This window comes from Micromonospora sp. NBC_00821 (genome assembly GCF_036347035.1).
GTDB classification, from domain to species: domain Bacteria; phylum Actinomycetota; class Actinomycetes; order Mycobacteriales; family Micromonosporaceae; genus Micromonospora; species Micromonospora hortensis.
Genome location: NZ_CP108880.1, coordinates 3220662 through 3233160 on the forward strand (window position 1 = coordinate 3220662; position 12499 = coordinate 3233160).

Consider the following 12499-nt stretch of genomic DNA (forward strand, 5'->3'; position numbering starts at 1 on the left):
AGCGTCGGATCACCGTCTGGCGCGGGCCTTGTCCCGGTGGGGTCGGCCGTGCCCGTCGTCCCGGTCGATGCGCAGCTCGCGCTCCAACTCGGTGATGACCGCGCGCAGGTCGTCCAGCCGTTGGGTGAGCGCGATCCGGTCCACCTCGTCCGGTACGCCGTCGCCGTCCTCGTCGTACCCGGGAGCCAGTCGCTCGGTCATCTCCAACCGGCGGGCCTCCTCCATGGAGTTCACGATGACAGCGATGAGGATGTTGAGCAGCAGGTTGACGGTGATGACCACGTAGCTGACGTAGTAGAGCAGCGTCCATGGTGAGATCGCCATGCCCTGCTCGATGAGGTCCGGCAGAGTCTCCAGCGACAGCAGCACGAACAACGTCAGCAGCGAGCGGCCGATGTCGCCGTACTCCTCCGGGTACCTGTTGCCGAAGATCAGCCAGCCGGCCATGCCGTACACGTAGAGCGTCACCACGGCCAGGGCGAGGAACCCGGTGACTCCCGGCAGGCTGCGCCACAGTGCGGAGACGATGGTCCGCAGACCCGGTGAGAACCGCACCAGGCGGACCATGCGGGCGACCCGGACGACCCGCAGCAGCGCCGGGTCGCCGTGCAGGCCCGGGATGAAGATCGCCGCGATCACCACGAAGTCGAAGACGTTCCAGCCGTGCCGGAAGAAGTCCTGTGGGCGTCTGCCGTAGGCGGCCAGCCGGACGGCGATCTCGACGACGAAGACGGCCCGGAAGAACAGCTCCAGGCCGTGCAGCGCGGTGCCCGCCGGGCTCAGATCGTCGTACGTCTCCAGGCCGAGAACGATGCCGTTGGCGAGGATGACCACGACGATGGCGATCTCGAAGGGCCGTGACCGGGCGAGCCGGTCGCAACGGCCGGTCCATCCGGAGCGGTGCGACGGCGGTGTGGACGGACCGCCCCGCTGGGCGGGCACGGGTGCGTCGGTCACCAGTCGGCCGGCTCGATGAGGCGTGCCGGGGCCGGGGCCCACCTCCGGCCGTCGTCGTGGCGGTGCGGATGGTGTGCGGGCATGCCCACCACCCTAGCCAAGATCAATGACGCTGCGCGACAGTGCCGTGAGTGCAGCGTGACGTGTTCGCTGCGCGCCGACGCGATCCGTGCGGCAACGATACAAATCGGAACGCTGTTGGCGATTTACAGTAGATCAGTGAGTGACACAGCCGCGAGCGACCCCGACCGGCAGCCGATCTGGAGCAGGCCCGAACGCGGCAGCCGTGGCCCCGCTCCCGCGCACAGCCGGGAGGCCATCGTCGTGGCCGCCATCGCCCTGGCCGACACCGAAGGGCTGGCCGCGGTGTCGATGCGCGCCGTGGCCGCCACGCTCGGCACCGGCGCCGGATCCCTCTACCGCTATTTGTCGTCCCGCGATGACCTGCTGGACCTGATGACCGACCGGGCGGTGGGGGAGCTGCGCCCGTACCCGCAGGTGGAGGGCGACTGGTTGGAGACGATGGTGCTGCTGGGCCGCCGGCAGTTGGCACTGTTCGGCGCCCACCCGTGGCTGCTCGACGTGATCCACCGGCCCTCCGGCATCGGCCCGCAGAGCCTGGCCTGGTTCGACAACTGCATCCGGATCCTGGAACCAGTGCGCTGCCCTGCCGCCGCCAAGTTCGAGACCATCGCGATGATGACCGGCGTGGTGAGCCTCTTTGCCCGCCGCGAGTCCGCCGCCGGGGCGTTCAGCTTCGCCGGGGTGGACCTCGCGGCGTACCCGCACCTGGTCGCGGCGTTCCGTCAGCCCTCCGGACCGGCACCCCGGGCGGACCTCGTCGAACGGACAGTGCGCAGTCTGCTGACCGGCCTGCTGCTCGCGGAGTCGACCGAGGCGGGCTGACCCGCCTCGCCTCGGCCGGGACGCGGGAGCGCCCGCAGCCGGCGTCACGTCGCGGCGGTGAGATATCGACGGTAACCGAGAGCGGACTGCGCGAACCCGATGGACGCGTAGAACCGGTGGGCGTCGGTGCGCGCGGCGTTCGACACCAGTTGAACCTTGTAGCAGCCGGCCGCCGTCGCCTCGTCGAGCGCCGCCAGCATGAGGGCCCGGGCGACTCCGCGACGGCGCCAGCCGGGCGCGACCACCACGTTCTCCACCAGCATGTACGGTCGCGCGCCGTGGGTGAGGTTGGGGGCTACGAGGGTGTCCAGGGTGCCCACGAAGGTGTCCCCGGCGACGGCCAGCAGGAGGCGGCGGCCGGCTTGGGCGTGCAGGTCGCGCCAGGCGGTGGCGAGCCGGGCGGTGTCCGGCCGTGCGTCGTCGGGGGCGAGTTGCCACAGCACGTCGAAGACCAGCTCGGGGTCATCCTGCGCCACGGCGGAGCGGACGACGAAGTCGCCGCCGCTCACCGGGCCGACGCCGGAGTGTCCAGGTCGGACCGCACGGCGTGCCGACATGGCGGCCCGACGGGCCGGGCGAGTTGCTCATCGACGTGCCTCACCATGTCGTCGAGGATACGTGCGCGGCTTCACGGCGTGGCGGGCGACGGCGACCGGAGGCCCCGCCGCCCGCTTCGGCGATGGATCGGGTTCAGGCCCGAGCGGCGCGGATGGCGTCGTGCAGCGGGGTGCTCGGCCGGCCGAGCAACCGGCTGAGGTCGTCGCTGTCGGTTGCCAGCTCGCCGTTGGCGATCGAGTGGTCGAGCGCGGCGACGAAACCGGCGGTGCCCGCATCCAGGCCGACGTTCTCCAGGGCCGAGGCCAGGTCGGCGGCGGACATGTCCTGGTGGACGACTGTGGTGCCGGTGACCTCGGTGACGGCCTCGGCCAGCTCGTCGAAGGTGAACGCGGTGCCGCCCAGTTCGTAGACGGCGTTGCCGTCCTCTTCCCGGGTCAGCGCGGCCACGGCCGCCCCCGCGTAGTCGGCCCGGGTGGCGGCGGAGATCTTGCTGCCGCCGGTGGCGCCGAGGATCGTGCCGGACCCCAGGTACTGCGGGAGCTGGTCGGTGTAGTTCTCGGTGTACCAGCTGTTGCGCAGCACGGTGTAGGTCAGACCGGACGCGGCGAGGACCTCCTCGGTGGCCTTGTGCTCCGGGGCCAGCGGGTTCGCTGTGGTGTCGGCCTTGAGGATGCTGGTGTAGACGAGACGCTCCACCCCGGCGAGCTTGGCGGCGTCGATGACCGCTGTGTGCTGCGCGACGCGCTGACCGGGGGTGTCGCCGGAGATGAGCAGCAGGCGGCGTACGCCGGCCACGGCGCCGGGCAGTGTCGACGGGTCGTCGTAGTTGGCCTTGCGGATCTCGACCCCGTGCGCGGCCAGGTCGGCGGCCTTCTCCGGGCTGCGGACGATGGCGGCGATCTCGGCGGCGGGTACGCCGCTGTCGAGCAACTGCTCGATCACCAGGCGGCCCAGCCGGCCGGTGGCGCCGGTGACGGCATAGGTGGGCATGGGAACCTCCGGAGGGTAGGGGTCGATCAGTAAGCACTTACGAATCTACAGCACTAACTGATGGGCGGCATGGGATAGGCTGGTGAGGTGAGCGACATGCCGGCCCAGGACCCGGCGGGGCCTACCCAGGAATTCGTCAGCGATGTGTTCGCGCGGGGTTGCACCTCCCGTGCGGCCTTCGAGGATGTCACCTCGAAGTGGGCCTCGCTGGCCCTGTTGGCGCTCGGCGAGGGCCGCTACCGGTTCAACGCGCTGCGGCGCCGCATCGACGGGGTCAGCGAGCGGATGCTGTCCCAGACCCTGCAGACCCTCGAACGCGACGGGATGCTGACCCGCGAGGTGCTCACCGCGATCCCACCGCGCGTCGAATACTCGTTGACCCCGCTCGGCGCCCGGGTCGCCGAGCAACTGCGTGGCCTCGCCGACCTGCTGGAGGCCTCGGTGCCCGAGTTGCAGACCGCCCGCGACAGCCGCGAGCGCGACCGGGGCTAGCGCGATCTCGCGCCGGCCTCGCGTCGCGCCACCACCGTCCGTGGGCTCTGGCGGATGCGCTGGGTCGCCACGACGCATCCCAGCACCACCAGCGCCGCCGCGATCGAGGCGGGGGAGACCACCTCGCCGAGCAGCAGCGCCGACCACCCCAGGGTCAGCACCGGCTGGGCGAGTTGGACCTGGCCCACCTGCGCGATACCGCCCCGGGCCAGGCCCGCGTACCAGGCGAAGAAGCCCAGGAACATCGAGACCCCGGTGAGATAGCCGAACGCCGACCAGCCGAGAGCATCGGCCCGCGGCGGACCGGCTGCGGCGGCAACGACAGTGACGGGAACGGTGACGGGCAGCGAGAGCAGCAATGCCCAGCAAATCGTCCGAGCGCCGCCCAACTCGCGGGCAAGTGCGCCGCCCTCGGCGTAGCCGAGGCCGCAGAGCACTACCGCCGCGAGCAGGAACAGGTCGGGCAGGGTGAAGGCACCGCGTACCGCGCCGCTGGCGCCGAGAAAAGCGAGAACCGCCAGCAGTCCGCCCGCGCTCACGATCCAGAACAGCGGCGGTGGGCGCTCGCCGGCCCGCAGCACCGCGAACACGGCCGTCATCGCGGGCAGTGCGGCGATGACGACAGCGCTGTGCGCGGAGGTCTGGGTGAGAAGCGCCATCGAGGTGAACAACGGAAAGCCGACGATGACTCCGAGCGCGACGATCGGCAGCCGTTGCCACTGACCGCGGGTGGGCCACCGTGCGCCGGTGAGACACAGGTACGCCCATGCCAGCAGACCCGCGCCGACAGCCCGGCCGAAGGCGACGAACCACGGGTCGAGCTGCTGCACGGCGATCCGGGTGGCCGGTAGCGACAAGCTGAAGCCGAGCACGCCCAGGGCGCCGAGGCCGAGCCCGACGATCCGATCCGCTGTTACCGTGGTTCCGGCAGTAGCGCTACTCTTGTCCCTCATGGAAAACGGTAACGCAGCCCAACGCGTTATCCAAGATCTGCGGGGTCTCGCGGCCGCCGCCGGTCCCGGTGCCCGGCTGCCCTCGGTACGCGAGCTGACGGCCCGACATCAGGCCTCGCCGGTGACCGTCGCCGAGGCGATCCGCCAGCTGGCGGCCGAGGGGCTGATCGAGGCGCGACCCGGCCGAGGCACCTTTGTGGCCACTGAGCCGGACCAGCCGGGCGTACCCGACCTGTCCTGGCAGACCGTCGCGCTCGGGCCCCGCCGGTTCGGTCAGGACGAGATGCGGGCGCTGTTGGCGCTGACGCCGGCCGGCACGATCCCGCTGTCCGGTGGCTACCTCCACGCGGACCTCCAGCCCGCCGCCGCGCTCGGCGCCGCCCTCACCCGAGCCGCCCGCCAGCCCGCGAGCTGGCAGCGTGGGCCCGTCGAGGGGCGCGCGGACCTGCGCGCCTGGTTCGCCCGCGAGGCCGGGGCAGGGCTGCACGCCGAGGACATGGTGATCTGCCCCGGTGGACAGGCCGCCCTGTCGTCCGCGCTGCGGGCGCTCACCACGCCCGGCGACGCCCTGCTCGTCGAGTCGCCGACCTACCTGGGTGCGTTGGCCGCCGCCCGCTCGGCCGGGCTGCGGGTGGTGCCCGTGCCGGCCGACGCCGACGGGGTACGACCCGACCAACTCGCCGCCGCGTTCGCCCGCACCGACGCCCGGCTCTTCTACTGCCAGCCCCTGTACGCCAACCCGCACGGCGCGACGCTGGCGGAGCACCGCCGGGCGCAGGTCGCCGAGGCCGTACGCGACGCCGGGGCGTTCCTGATCGAGGACGACTACGCCCGTGACCTCACCATCGACGATCCGGCCCCGCCACCACTGGCCAGCGATGATCCCGACGGCCACGTCATCTACCTGCGCTCGCTGACCAAGTCGACCGCCCCCGGGCTGCGCGTCGCCGCCATCGGAGCCCGTGGTCCGGCCGGGGCGCGACTGCGCGATGCCCGGCTGCTCGACGACTTCTTCGTCGCCGGACCACTGCAACAGGCGGCGATCGACTTCCTCACCTCTCCGGCGTGGTCGCGGCATCGCCGGGCACTGCGCACGGCCCTCCGGACACGTCGTGACGCGTTGCTGACCGCGCTACGCCGGCACCTGCCAAGCCTCACTCCACAGTCGATCCCACGTGGCGGCATGCACCTCTGGGTACGCCTCCCCGCCGGCACCGACGACGCGGCGCTGGCCGCTGCCGCGGCGGGCGAAGGCGTCGCCGTCTTCCCGGGCCGGCCCTGGTACGCGGCTGAACCCCCGGCCCCGCACCTGCGCCTCACCTACGCGGCAGCCGCACCCGAACTCATGGACGAGGCCGTGCGACGCCTTGCCCGCGTCCTTCGCTGAACACCGGGCGCCTGGCTGGTTGGCGTCCGTGCGGGTCTCAGGTGTTCAGCGTCTCGCGCGGCGGCACCCCGAAGCTGGCGTGGTATCGCGCGGTGAACCTGCTGTGGCTGGCGAATCCCCACCGACTGGCGATTGCCGAGACCGTCTCCTGGCGCGGGTCGGCGCGTACCAGGTCGTGGTGTGCCCGGACGAGCCGGACCCGACGCAGGTAGGCCATGGGGGTGGTGCCGAGGTGACGGCGGAAGGCGAGTTGCACCGCCCGGAGGGAGACCCCGGCGGCGCCGGCGATGTCGGCCGCGCTGATGTCCCGCTCGGCGTGCTCCTCAAGAAACGTGATCGCGCGTCGCAGCGTGGCGGTGGTGGCGTCGTTCCGGTCGGCGGCGGTCGGTTCGGTGAACGCGGTGTTGGGGAAGACCGCGAGCGCGGCCGCGGCCAGCATCCGGGCGGCGTTGCCGATCACCAGCGACTGTGCCCCGGCGGCCGGGCTGTTCAACACGACGTCGCGGACGAAGCTTGTGGTGTTGCGCCACTGCCGGGCGAGGGCCGTGCTCGCGGCACCCAGCTCGGTGAACTCGATCCGACCGGGCCGGCGGGCCGGCGCGGTGGTGGCCACCTGTGCCAGCACCGACAGGTCCAGTACGCAGAGCTCCACCTCACCGGGATGCCAGCGGACGGCGCACGGCTCCTCCGGCCTGGTGACGAGGAAGACCTCGCCGGGGCCGAACCGGTGGGCGGATCCGGCGCAGGAGCGATCGACGTGTGCGGTGCGGGTGCGACCGATGACCAGCCCGCCGAGTGTGCTGGCATCGATCTCGAGGTGCCCGGTCTGGCGGGTGGTCGCGATGGCGAAGGGGCCGGTGTCGACGCGGTGGTGGGTGAGCCGGTATCCGTTCCTGCTCTGAATGCGCAGTTTCGGGTCGTACGCGGCGGACAGGAATTCCTGGATGGCCGCCGGGTCACGGCTGTCGAACTGGTGGGTCTGCACTGGCGATGACGTCATCCGCTGTCTCCGTCCGGTGGAGGTGCCGCCGGGTGCTGGAACGGGTGCCGACGGCAGGTTCGGGACGTGCCGGGGTGCTCGGCGGTGACCCGGCACGTCGTTGGCCGGCGGTGCGGTGGGATGGAACGTCGCGAGCGGGACGGCAGCGACCGGTTGAGCGTGTCGGATCTGGTCTGACCATTCACTGACGCTGAGGCGCAATATCTGTAGATGGGAATGTCACCATACGACAATCACCGACGTGCCGTCCCGCGAATCACCGCGACGTGTCGGCAGCTCGACTTCGTTTTCCGACTAGCGCGCCACATGGTTCTGCGTCTGCTGTCCTAGCCACCCTCGTGGCCGACAGCGAAATCTTGTTCATGATTCGTCGGAGGATGACCGGGTCACTGCCGGGAGGCCGACCCACGGAGGGGGAAACGTTGGACAGTACCGATCCTGACCGCGTCGTTCGGCTGGCCGTCGCCGAGGCGCTGGCCCGGGTGGCGGACGAGGACAGCCTGGGTCTGGGCGAGGGGGACGCGCTGGAGAGGCTCGGGCGTGGGCTCCGCGAGGTGCTGCGCCGCGCGCTCGACGACCGGGTGCCACTGACCACGCCGGAGTTCGTCGACCTCTGCCGCGACCTGCGTCTGCACCGTGACGCCTTCGACCTGCTGGGGCACTATCTGATGACCGCGTTGCTGACCCAGCACGTCGGACCGGACGCCCTGATCCGCGTCGGCGTGCTCTTCGGCACCGTCGGGCGTTACCTGCCCGGTGCCCGTCCGGTGGCCCACCGCAACGAAGGGCCCGCGGCACGGCGACGTGACGTGCGCTCGGACAACAGCGTCGTCGGTCGGTACCGCCGCGCCAAGCTGCCCGAGCACCTCCCCAACCCACCGAGCTGGACCTGCACGGGATGTGGCCGCGAGTGGCCCTGCGCCACCAAGCAGAGCCAACTGCTCGCCGAGTTCGGTGGAGCGCGCGCCTCCCTCGCGGTCTATCTCGGCTCCTGCCTCGTCGCCGCCGCTCAGGACCTGCCCACGATGCCGTTGCCCCGGGTCCGGCTCCGCTTTCTGGGCTGGCTGCCGCGCGCCCGGATCTGAGCGGACCGTCGGCAGGGCACCGGTCGTCCGGTGTCCTGACCCGGACACGTCGTACGGGTCCCGACTGGGCGCTGTGCGAGCACGGGGTGACCCGCTGCTGCCCCACCCGACGATGCGCGCAGGCCGGGGCAGGGTGTTCATCGTGCGCACCAGCTGCGTACGGCGGCTGTTCACCGCCCTCTCCGAGGCTCCTTGATCGAAAGAGCATTCGCTTGATCGAGGAGAGGCTCTCAGGTGAGAGACAGACATCCCGAAGAGACCGAGCACGCGCAGCTGTCCCGGCGCAAGCTGGTCAAGTACGCGGGCGTCGGCGCGACGCTGGCCGCGGCCAGCCCACTGGTCGGTTCCGGCGCGGCCTGGGCCGACGAGACCCGTCGACCGGGTGACGACGACAAGACCGACCGGGGCAACTCCAAGAACCGGGCGTGGCGTGCGGGCGACCACCACATCCACTCCGAGTACAGCGGCGAGTTCGACACCACGAAGTCCCCGATCGTCTTCCACAAGGGCGCGGACGCGGTCTACCCGATCGTCACCAACGCCATCATGGCGAAGAACTTCGGCCTGACCTGGGCGATGTGCACCGACCACGGTGGACCGACCCACTCGAAGGTGAACATCGAGCAGGCGTACCCCGACCTGCTGCGGTCCCGCAAGCTGGTCCCCGAGGTGCTCCAGTTCTGGGGCATGGAGTTCGACGCGCCCTCGCTGGACCACCACACGCTGATGATCCCGCGTCACGAGGACGAGGCGAAGCAGCTCTTCGAGCTGGAGAGCCGGTTCGCCAAGTACGACGCGTTCCCCACCGACCCGGCCCGCGACACCGAGGCCAAGATGGTGGAGTTCCTCAAGGTGGCCCGGGGCATGCCGCACAAGCCGCTGGTGATCGCCCACCACGCGTCTCGTTCCGCGCCCGGTCTCGGCGTCTACGGTCAGGACACCCCGCGCGAGTTCCGCAACGGCAACAATGCCGCGCCGGACGTCTACATCGGCTTCGAGGGCGCGCCCGGTCACCAGGCCGGCCCGCTCAACGGCGGCAAGCGGGGCGGCTACGGCAACCACCCCACCTACGGCGGCTTCGACCAGATGACCGCCCGGGTCGGCGGCCTGTGGGACTCACTGCTCGGCGAGGGCCGGCGCTGGTGGATCACCGCGACCTCGGACTCACACGTGCACTGGACCCGGGGCGGCTCCGACTTCTGGCCGGGCGAGTACAGCAAGACGTACGTGCACGCCCGCCAGGACTACGGCGACATCATGGACGGCCTGCGCAACGGCCGGATCTGGGTCACCACCGGTGACCTGATCCGCAGCCTCGACGTCACCGCCACGTCCCAGGGCCGGACCGCCGAGGTGGGCGAGACGATCACGGTGAGCCGTCGTAGCCGCACCGATGTCGAGATCGAGATCACCTTCCGCCCGCTGGGTGGGGTGAACGCGAACGGTGACCGGCCCGAGGTCCGCCGGGTCGACCTGATCGTCGGCCAGATCACCGGCCCGAGCGCCAGCCTGGACGCCGACACCAACCCCACGACCACTGTGGCGGCCCGGTTCGGCCCGCGGGACTGGCGTCGGCACGGCGACAGCTACGTCATCCGGCACACCTTGCGCAACGTGGAGGCGGACACCTACGCGCGGGTGCGGGGCACCAGCACCGACGAGGCCGAGCCGCTCGCCGACGGGCTGGAGAGCCCGTGGGACGACCTGTGGTTCTACTCGAACCCGGTCTTCGTGCACGTGCGCTGACCGAGTGCGGTAGCGACATCGCGGGCCTGTCCGGCACCGCTCGACTGACGACGTCGGGCGGTGTGGGGCAGGCCCGCCCGCGGTTTCCGCAGGTCAGTCGGGCCTGCTGCGGCGGGCTCGGGGGGTGGCGGTCCGCCCGCTCCGCGCCGCCGCGGCGCCGGTCCGGCGCGCAGCGGGTGCCGCCGTCGTAGTCTCGGCCTGCACCTGGGTGACCACCTCGCAGAGGTCGCGCAACGGGTCCACCGCCTGCGCCGAGCAGGCGACCTTCTGCAGCAGTGACCGCAGCGTCGCCGACTCGGTCGACGTGAGCGCCCCCAGCAGGTGCGATTCGACCTGCCGCAGTGCCAACCGCCGCTGCTCCCAGGCGGCACGACCGGCGTCGGTGACCTCGATCAGCCGGTTGCGCCGGTCGGCCGGGTCCGCGCGCCGGGCGACGAACCCGGGCCGCTCCAGGTCGTCGATGAGGTACGTGAGGACAGTGCGGTCGATGCCGATCTCCTCGGCGATGGCGCCCTGGTTCCGGGCCGGCCCGTTGCTGGCCGCGGTGAGCAGTTGGTAGCCGCGCGGGCCACCGGGAAAGTCGGTGAGCGCGTGCTCGGCCGCCCGGACGTAGCCGCGGAAGACGATCCCGAGCATCCAGCCCAGGTCGTCGTCGAGCGGATCGGGCCGGTCCGGCCGGTGAGTGGCACCCGTCATGCCCCGACAATAGCGCAGTGAGTAAGACCTTGTTGGCAGAAGATGTTCTGTGTGGCATAAGGTTAAGGTTGCGACGCATCGTCCGAGGCGTCGAGGAAATCGGGAGGCTCGCAGATGAGCGACTACGGCCACGACCTGGTCTTCGGCTCCTTCGTCACGCCCAGCGCTGACAACCCGGACCGCGCGGTCGGTGTCGCCGTCCTGGCCGAGCAGGTCGGGTTGGACCTGGTCACCTTCCAGGATCACCCGTACCAGCCGGCGTTCCTCGACACCTGGACGCTGCTGAGCTTCGTCGCGGCCCGCACCAACCGGGTGCACCTGGCGGCGAACGTGACCAACCTGCCACTGCGCCCGCCGGCGGTCCTCGCCCGCAGCGTGGCCAGCCTGGACCGGCTCAGCGGTGGCCGGATCAGCCTCGGCCTCGGGGCGGGGGCGTTCTGGGATGCCATCGAGGCGATGGGCGGCCGACGGCTGACCCCCGGCCAGGGCGTACGAGCGCTGGAGGAGGCCATCGAGGTCGTCCGTCAGCTCTGGGACGTCGAGACGCGCGGCGGCGTGCGGGTCGACGGCGAGTTCTACCGGGTGGTGGGCGCCAAGCGCGGTCCCGCTCCGGCCCACGCGGTGCCGATCTGGCTGGGTGCGTACAAGCCCCGGATGCTCCAGCTCACCGGTCGTCGGGCCGACGGTTGGCTGCCCACGCTGGGCTACCTCCAGCCCGGTGATCTGACCAAGGGCAACGCGATCATCGACGACGCCGCGCAGCAGGCCGGCCGGTCCCCGCAGGACGTGCGTCGGCTGCTCAACATCGCAGGAGAGTTCTCGACCGTCGGGCGCGGCCCGCTGAACGGGCCCGCCGAGCAGTGGGCCGAGGAGCTGGCCGAACTGGCGCTGGAGGAGGGTGTCGGCACCTTCATCCTGGGCAGCGACGACCCCGACGACCTGCGCCGCTTCGCCGGCGAGGTGGCCCCCGCCGTCCGCGAGCTGGTCGCCGCCGAACGTGACCGGGACGCGGCCCCGGAGCCGGAGCCGGAGCCCGTCGCTGCGCCGCCCGCGCGGGCTAGCCGCGCCACCGCGACCGGTGGTGCGTTCGCCGTGGTGCCGACCCCGGACGACGGCGTACGGCGAAGCGAGCAGCAGGTGTGGGACGAGTCGGCCCGGCCGACCGGGCCAACGCCCGACCCGGAGCGCACCTACACCCCGCAGGAGCAGGCCACCGGCGCGCACCTCGTGCAGATCCACGACGGCCTGCGCGCCGAACTGGCCCAGATCCACGACCTGATCGAGCAGGTGGCGGCGGGCGAGATCGACGCCGGCGCGGCCCGCTCCCACATCAACACGATGACCATGCGGCAGAACCGGTGGACGCTCGGCGTCTACTGCGAGTCGTACTGCCGCATCGTCACCACCCACCACACGATCGAGGACCAGTCGCTCTTTCCCCGGTTGCGGGCGCGGGACCCCCGACTCGGCCCCGTGGTCGACCGGCTGGAGCAGGAGCATCACGCCATCCACGACGTGCTGGAAGGTGTCGATCGTGCGCTGGTCGCGTACGTCGGGTCTCCGGACGGCATCGCCGAGCTGCGCGCTGCGGTGGACCTGCTGACCGACGCCCTGCTGTCGCACCTCAGCTACGAGGAGCGGGAGCTGGTGGAGCCGCTGGCGCGGCTGGGCATCGCCTGATCACCGCGCCGCTGCGGCGGCTCGGGGTTGCCCCGATCTAATCTGAGAG

The 12499-nt window shown here is 71.5% G+C and carries 12 protein-coding genes; 6 read left to right on the forward strand and 6 right to left on the reverse strand.

Annotated elements, in window-relative coordinates; all coding sequences use genetic code 11:
- Window positions 1-9 precede the first annotated feature (9 nt).
- Complete coding sequence (locus OHB44_RS14560) at window positions 10-957, reverse strand: ion transporter (protein ID WP_330441001.1); 948 nt, start codon at window positions 955-957, stop codon at window positions 10-12.
- 219 nt (window positions 958-1176) lie between these two features.
- Here OHB44_RS14560 and OHB44_RS14565 point away from each other — a divergent pair, with 219 nt between their 5' ends.
- The gene (locus OHB44_RS14565; protein ID WP_238684922.1) at window positions 1177-1863 is read left to right on the forward strand and encodes a TetR/AcrR family transcriptional regulator; all 687 of its coding nucleotides are present in this window, start codon (window positions 1177-1179) and stop codon (window positions 1861-1863) included.
- Between the two features lie 44 nt (window positions 1864-1907).
- Here the strand turns inward: OHB44_RS14565 and OHB44_RS14570 are convergent, their stop codons facing one another.
- Together OHB44_RS14570 and OHB44_RS14575 are read right to left on the reverse strand one after the other, a co-directional pair.
- A complete protein-coding gene (locus tag OHB44_RS14570) occupies window positions 1908-2372 on the reverse strand; it encodes a GNAT family N-acetyltransferase (RefSeq protein ID WP_330441002.1) in 465 nt (154 codons plus the stop codon).
- Window positions 2373-2553: 181 nt separating this feature from the next.
- On the reverse strand, window positions 2554-3411 hold the full coding sequence (locus tag OHB44_RS14575) for an SDR family oxidoreductase (protein WP_266302811.1): 858 nt from the start codon (window positions 3409-3411) through the stop codon (window positions 2554-2556).
- Between the two features lie 96 nt (window positions 3412-3507).
- Between OHB44_RS14575 and OHB44_RS14580 the strand changes: the two genes are divergently transcribed.
- Window positions 3508-3903, forward strand: coding sequence for a winged helix-turn-helix transcriptional regulator (locus OHB44_RS14580; protein ID WP_196924914.1), 396 nt, complete (start codon window positions 3508-3510; stop codon window positions 3901-3903).
- Here OHB44_RS14580 and OHB44_RS14585 read toward each other — a convergent pair.
- Window positions 3900-4856, reverse strand: a complete 957-nt coding sequence (locus OHB44_RS14585) for a DMT family transporter (protein WP_330441003.1) — start codon at window positions 4854-4856, stop codon at window positions 3900-3902. The two genes, OHB44_RS14580 and OHB44_RS14585, sit on opposite strands and share 4 nt — an antisense overlap.
- Here OHB44_RS14585 and OHB44_RS14590 point away from each other — a divergent pair.
- The gene (locus tag OHB44_RS14590; protein WP_330441004.1) at window positions 4855-6243 is read left to right on the forward strand and encodes an aminotransferase-like domain-containing protein; all 1389 of its coding nucleotides are present in this window, start codon (window positions 4855-4857) and stop codon (window positions 6241-6243) included. The genes OHB44_RS14585 and OHB44_RS14590 overlap by 2 nt on opposite strands.
- Before the next feature lie 37 nt (window positions 6244-6280).
- Here the strand turns inward: OHB44_RS14590 and OHB44_RS14595 are convergent, their stop codons facing one another.
- Window positions 6281-7243: a helix-turn-helix transcriptional regulator gene (locus tag OHB44_RS14595; protein ID WP_330441005.1), complete on the reverse strand. Its 963-nt coding sequence runs from the start codon at window positions 7241-7243 to the stop codon at window positions 6281-6283.
- A 422-nt stretch (window positions 7244-7665) separates the two neighbouring features.
- On the opposite strand from OHB44_RS14595, the gene OHB44_RS14600 reads away from it, so the two are divergent.
- Window positions 7666-8328 carry a hypothetical protein gene (locus OHB44_RS14600; protein ID WP_238684917.1) on the forward strand — a complete coding sequence of 221 codons (663 nt, stop codon included), beginning with the start codon at window positions 7666-7668 and terminating at the stop codon, window positions 8326-8328.
- 234 nt (window positions 8329-8562) lie between these two features.
- Window positions 8563-10074: a phosphoesterase gene (locus OHB44_RS14605; RefSeq protein WP_330441006.1), complete on the forward strand. Its 1512-nt coding sequence runs from the start codon at window positions 8563-8565 to the stop codon at window positions 10072-10074.
- A 93-nt stretch (window positions 10075-10167) separates the two neighbouring features.
- Here the strand turns inward: OHB44_RS14605 and OHB44_RS14610 are convergent, their stop codons facing one another.
- Window positions 10168-10770, reverse strand: a complete 603-nt coding sequence (locus OHB44_RS14610; RefSeq protein WP_238684915.1) for a MarR family winged helix-turn-helix transcriptional regulator — start codon at window positions 10768-10770, stop codon at window positions 10168-10170.
- A 114-nt stretch (window positions 10771-10884) separates the two neighbouring features.
- Here OHB44_RS14610 and OHB44_RS14615 point away from each other — a divergent pair, with 114 nt between their 5' ends.
- Window positions 10885-12450 (forward strand): LLM class flavin-dependent oxidoreductase, encoded by a 1566-nt coding sequence (locus OHB44_RS14615; protein ID WP_330441007.1) that lies wholly within the window; start codon window positions 10885-10887, stop codon window positions 12448-12450.
- Window positions 12451-12499 lie beyond the last annotated feature (49 nt).

Coding starts and splice junctions, on each gene's coding strand:
- OHB44_RS14610 (WP_238684915.1), bottom strand. CDS start 10,770: ATGACGGGTGCCACTCACCGGCCGGACCGGCCCGATCCGCTCGACGAC.
- OHB44_RS14575 (WP_266302811.1), bottom strand. CDS start 3,411: ATGCCCACCTATGCCGTCACCGGCGCCACCGGCCGGCTGGGCCGCCTG.
- OHB44_RS14580 (WP_196924914.1), top strand. CDS start 3,508: ATGCCGGCCCAGGACCCGGCGGGGCCTACCCAGGAATTCGTCAGCGAT.
- OHB44_RS14615 (WP_330441007.1), top strand. CDS start 10,885: ATGAGCGACTACGGCCACGACCTGGTCTTCGGCTCCTTCGTCACGCCC.
- OHB44_RS14595 (WP_330441005.1), bottom strand. CDS start 7,243: ATGACGTCATCGCCAGTGCAGACCCACCAGTTCGACAGCCGTGACCCG.
- OHB44_RS14590 (WP_330441004.1), top strand. CDS start 4,855: ATGGAAAACGGTAACGCAGCCCAACGCGTTATCCAAGATCTGCGGGGT.
- OHB44_RS14585 (WP_330441003.1), bottom strand. CDS start 4,856: ATGAGGGACAAGAGTAGCGCTACTGCCGGAACCACGGTAACAGCGGAT.